Source organism: Mesorhizobium sp. WSM3866 (assembly GCF_002294795.1).
In the GTDB taxonomy this organism is placed as follows: Bacteria; Pseudomonadota; Alphaproteobacteria; order Rhizobiales; family Rhizobiaceae; genus Mesorhizobium.
Genome location: NZ_NSGC01000037.1, coordinates 2,501 through 6,629, shown reverse-complemented (window position 1 = coordinate 6,629; position 4,129 = coordinate 2,501). Strand labels below are relative to the sequence as shown.

General features: G+C 55.2%; 1 protein-coding gene, 1 tRNA gene and 2 rRNA genes. 1 reads left to right on the top strand and 3 read right to left on the bottom strand.

Going from position 1 to position 4,129, the window contains the following annotated elements; translation table 11 throughout:
* Positions 1-202: hypothetical protein (locus CK222_RS32780; protein WP_210201964.1), on the top strand; the 202-nt coding region annotated here is incomplete at its 5' end.
* Here CK222_RS32780 and CK222_RS31200 read toward each other — a convergent pair.
* The 3 genes from CK222_RS31200 to CK222_RS31190 form a co-directional block, all read right to left on the bottom strand.
* A tRNA-Met gene (locus tag CK222_RS31200) sits at positions 173-249 on the bottom strand. The two genes, CK222_RS32780 and CK222_RS31200, sit on opposite strands and share 30 nt — an antisense overlap.
* Before the next feature lie 211 nt (positions 250-460).
* Positions 461-575, bottom strand: a 5S ribosomal RNA gene (gene rrf / locus CK222_RS31195).
* 486 nt (positions 576-1,061) lie between these two features.
* A 23S ribosomal RNA gene (locus tag CK222_RS31190) occupies positions 1,062-3,990 on the bottom strand.
* Positions 3,991-4,129 lie beyond the last annotated feature (139 nt).

Below are 4,129 nucleotides of genomic sequence, written 5' to 3'. Positions count from 1 at the left end.
GCCGCAAACGCAAACGGCCTGCGTTGGCGGGCCGGTCTGGATTGGTGTGGGGATTTGGCTTTTCTGCCGGCGCTGCGTCGGTTCGCTGCTTGCGGGCCTGATGACCGCTCACATCAGCCGGCCAGTATGGCCAGATATAAAAACGCCCGCACGAGGCGGGCGTTTTTGGGATTGGTTGCGGGGACAGGATTTGAACCTGTGACCTTCAGGTTATGAGCCTGACGAGCTACCGGGCTGCTCCACCCCGCGTCACCATAGAGGTAAGTTTGCGCTTACCGTATTCAAGGGACCGCCCAATGAAAGGGCCGCTTGCGCGGCCCGGGATCCCGTTTGGCGGGCCTCATGCATGTCGCTCAAAAGTGTTAGCGGTTTTGAGGCAACGACATGCATCACAACAATCGCAAGGAGAAGATTTGTCTCACATCCGGATCCGGATGTGAGATGAACGTGCGCTTGGCAGACCTGGCAGCGACCTACTCTCCCGCGTCTTGAGACGAAGTACCATCAGCGCTGGAGCGTTTCACGGCCGAGTTCGGAATGGGATCGGGTGCAGCCGCTCCGCCATAACCACCAGGTCGGCGAAACGCACGTTCAAATCGAGAAGCTGTTCAAGCGCGATCCGAGGATCGTCGCCAAGCGCGATCCGAGGATCGTCGCCAAGCGCGATCCGAGGATCGTCGCCAAGCGCGATCCGAGGATCGTCGCCAAGCGCGATCCGAGGATCGTCGCCAAGCGCGATCCGAGGATCGTCGCCAAGCGCGATCCGAGGATCGTCGCCAAGCGCGATCAAGGATCGTCGCCAAGCGCGATCAAGGATCGTCGCCAAGCGCGATCCGAGGATCGTCGCCAAGCGCGATCAAGGATCGTCGCCAAGCGCGATCCAAAGGATCGTCGTTTTGTGCCAAGGCGACGTCTGCGTTTTGCCTACGGGCGAAGCCCGCAAGCGCGACTGCGCGTCGCCGGTCGTCCGGCGCCCTCGCGGAGCATAGGCCCGTAAGGGCCGCTCATGCGTGAGCGCTGGCAGACCATCCGACTTTGTCGGATGGATATTAGGAATGAGAACGATCAAGCCGATCGAACTATTAGTACCGGTAAGCTTCAAGCGTTGCCGCTCTTCCACACCCGGCCTATCAACGTGGTCGTCTTCCACGGTTCTCAGGGAATACTCGTTTCAAGGTGGGTTTCCCGCTTAGATGCCTTCAGCGGTTATCCCGTCCGGATATAGCTACCCTGCAATGCGGCTGGCGCCACAACAGGTCCACCAGAGATCCGTCCATCCCGGTCCTCTCGTACTAGGGACAGATCCTTTCAATATTCCTACACCCACGGCAGATAGGGACCGAACTGTCTCACGACGTTCTGAACCCAACTCACGTACCGCTTTAAATGGCGAACAGCCATACCCTTGGGACCTGCTCCAGCCCCAGGATGCGATGAGTCGACATCGAGGTGCCAAACAACCCCGTCGATATGGACTCTTGGGGGTCATCAGCCTGTTATCCCCGGCGTACCTTTTATCCGTTGAGCGATGGCCCTTCCACACGGGACCACCGGATCACTATGACCGACTTTCGTCTCTGCTCGACTTGTCAGTCTCGCAGTCAGGCAGGCTTATGCCATTGCACTCAGCGAACGATTTCCGACCGTTCTGAGCCCACCATCGCGCGCCTCCGTTACTCTTTAGGAGGCGACCGCCCCAGTCAAACTACCCACCATACATTGTCCCGGACCCGGATAACGGGCCGCGGTTAGACATCCATAGTGATAAGGGTGGTATTTCAAGGGTGGCTCCACCTGAGCTGGCGCCCAGGCTTCAAAGCCTACCACCTATCCTACACATGCCACTACGAATGCCAATGTAAAGCTATAGTAAAGGTGCACGGGGTCTTTCCGTCTAACCGCAGGAACCCCGCATCTTCACGGGGAATTCAATTTCACTGAGTCTATGCTGGAGACAGCGGGGAAGTCGTTACGCCATTCGTGCAGGTCGGAACTTACCCGACAAGGAATTTCGCTACCTTAGGACCGTTATAGTTACGGCCGCCGTTTACTGGGGCTTCGATTCAGAGCTTGCACCCCTCCTCTTAACCTTCCAGCACCGGGCAGGCGTCAGACCCTATACGTCGTCTTGCGACTTCGCAGAGCCCTGTGTTTTTGATAAACAGTCGCTACCCCCTGGTCTGTGCCACCCTCCTCTGCTTGCGCAAAAAAGGGTCACGCTTCTTCCGAAGTTACGCGTGCAATTTGCCGAGTTCCTTCAGCATAGTTCTCTCAAGCGCCTTGGTATACTCTACCAGACCACCAGTGTCGGTTTCGGGTACGGTCTATAAGGAGGAGCTATTTCCTGGAACCACTCCGCTGCCCTTTCAATCCGATAAGATTGGACAACTTGTGTGATCCGTCACTACCTCCAGGCTCACGAATATTAACGTGATTCCCATCGACTACGCGTTTCCGCCTCGTCTTAGGGGCCGGCTAACCCTGCTCAGATTAACTTTAAGCAGGAACCCTTGGTCTTTCGGCGGGGGAGTCTCTCACTCCCCTTACGTTACTCATGTCAGCATTCGCACTTCTGATACCTCCACCGCCCCTCACGGGTACGGCTTCACTGGCTTACAGAACGCTCCGCTACCGCTCGTGATTGCTCACGAACCCTAAGCTTCGGTGTATGGCTTTAGCCCCGTTACATTTTCGGCGCAAAGACCCTTATTTAGACCAGTGAGCTGTTACGCTTTCTTTAAATGATGGCTGCTTCTAAGCCAACATCCTGGTTGTTTTGGGATCCTCACATCCTTTCCCACTTAGCCATAACTTGGGGACCTTAGCTGTAGGTCAGGGTTGTTTCCCTTTTCACGACGGACGTTAGCACCCGCCGTGTGTCTGCCGACTAGTACTCCCAGGTATTCGGAGTTTGGTTAGGTTTGGTAATCCGGTGAGGACCCCTAGCCCATCCAGTGCTCTACCCCCTGGGGTATTCGGTCGACGCTCTACCTAAATAGATTTCGCGGAGAACCAGCTATTTCCGAGTTTGATTGGCCTTTCACCCCTAGCCACAAGTCATCCCGAACTATTGCAACAGTTATGGGTTCGGCCCTCCAGTAAGTGTTACCTTACCTTCAGCCTGCTCATGGCTAGATCACTCGGTTTCGGGTCTAATGCGACGAACTGAACGCCCTGTTCAGACTCGCTTTCGCTGCGCCTACACCTATCGGTTTAAGCTTGCTCGTCACACTAAGTCGCTGACCCATTATACAAAAGGTACGTGGTCACCCGCCCATCAAAGCGCTTGCGCTCTTGATGGCAAAATCAAAAGTTCTTCAAATCGTCAAGCGATTTGAAGGACGGGCTCCCACTGTTTGTAGGCAATCGGTTTCAGGTACTCTTTCACTCCCCTTGTCGGGGTGCTTTTCACCTTTCCCTCACGGTACTAGTTCGCTATCGGTCATGCACGAGTACTTAGGCTTGGAAGGTGGTCCTCCCAATTTCAGACAGGATTTCACGTGTCCCGCCTTACTCAAGGACGATTGATCGCATTACGCGTACGGGGCTGTCACCCGCTATGGCCCAACTTTCCAGAAGGTTCCGCTTGTCTCTCAATCGCCGCTGGCCTGGTCCGGGTTCGCTCGCCACTACTTCCGGAGTCTCGGTTGATGTCCTTTCCTACGGGTACTTAGATGTTTCAGTTCCCCGCGTTCGCCACTTTATCCCTATGTATTCAGGATAAGTTACCTATTATCGATACTTGGAAACCACAGCAGCAAAAACAGCGCGATCCCAAAGAGATCGTCGCCCCACGCTCAATCCTTTTGGGATTGTCGCGTCAGTTGCCCTGCTGCTCTGATTTTCCAAGTACCTTAGGTGGGTTTCCCCATTCGGAGATCTACGGATCAAAGGGTATTCGCACCTCCCCGTAGCTTATCGCAGCGTATCACGTCCTTCATCGCCTGTGCATGCCAAGGCATCCACCAATTGCCCTTAAGACACTTGATCGTTCTCATTGCCAATACCCATCATGCGCGATCCCGAAGGGATCGTCGCATAAGCGCAATCCCGAAGGGATTGTCGCACGAACCAAATCCTGTGCGGGATTTGCTTCAATGGAATTGGCACAAAAAGACCAGCTTCTCGA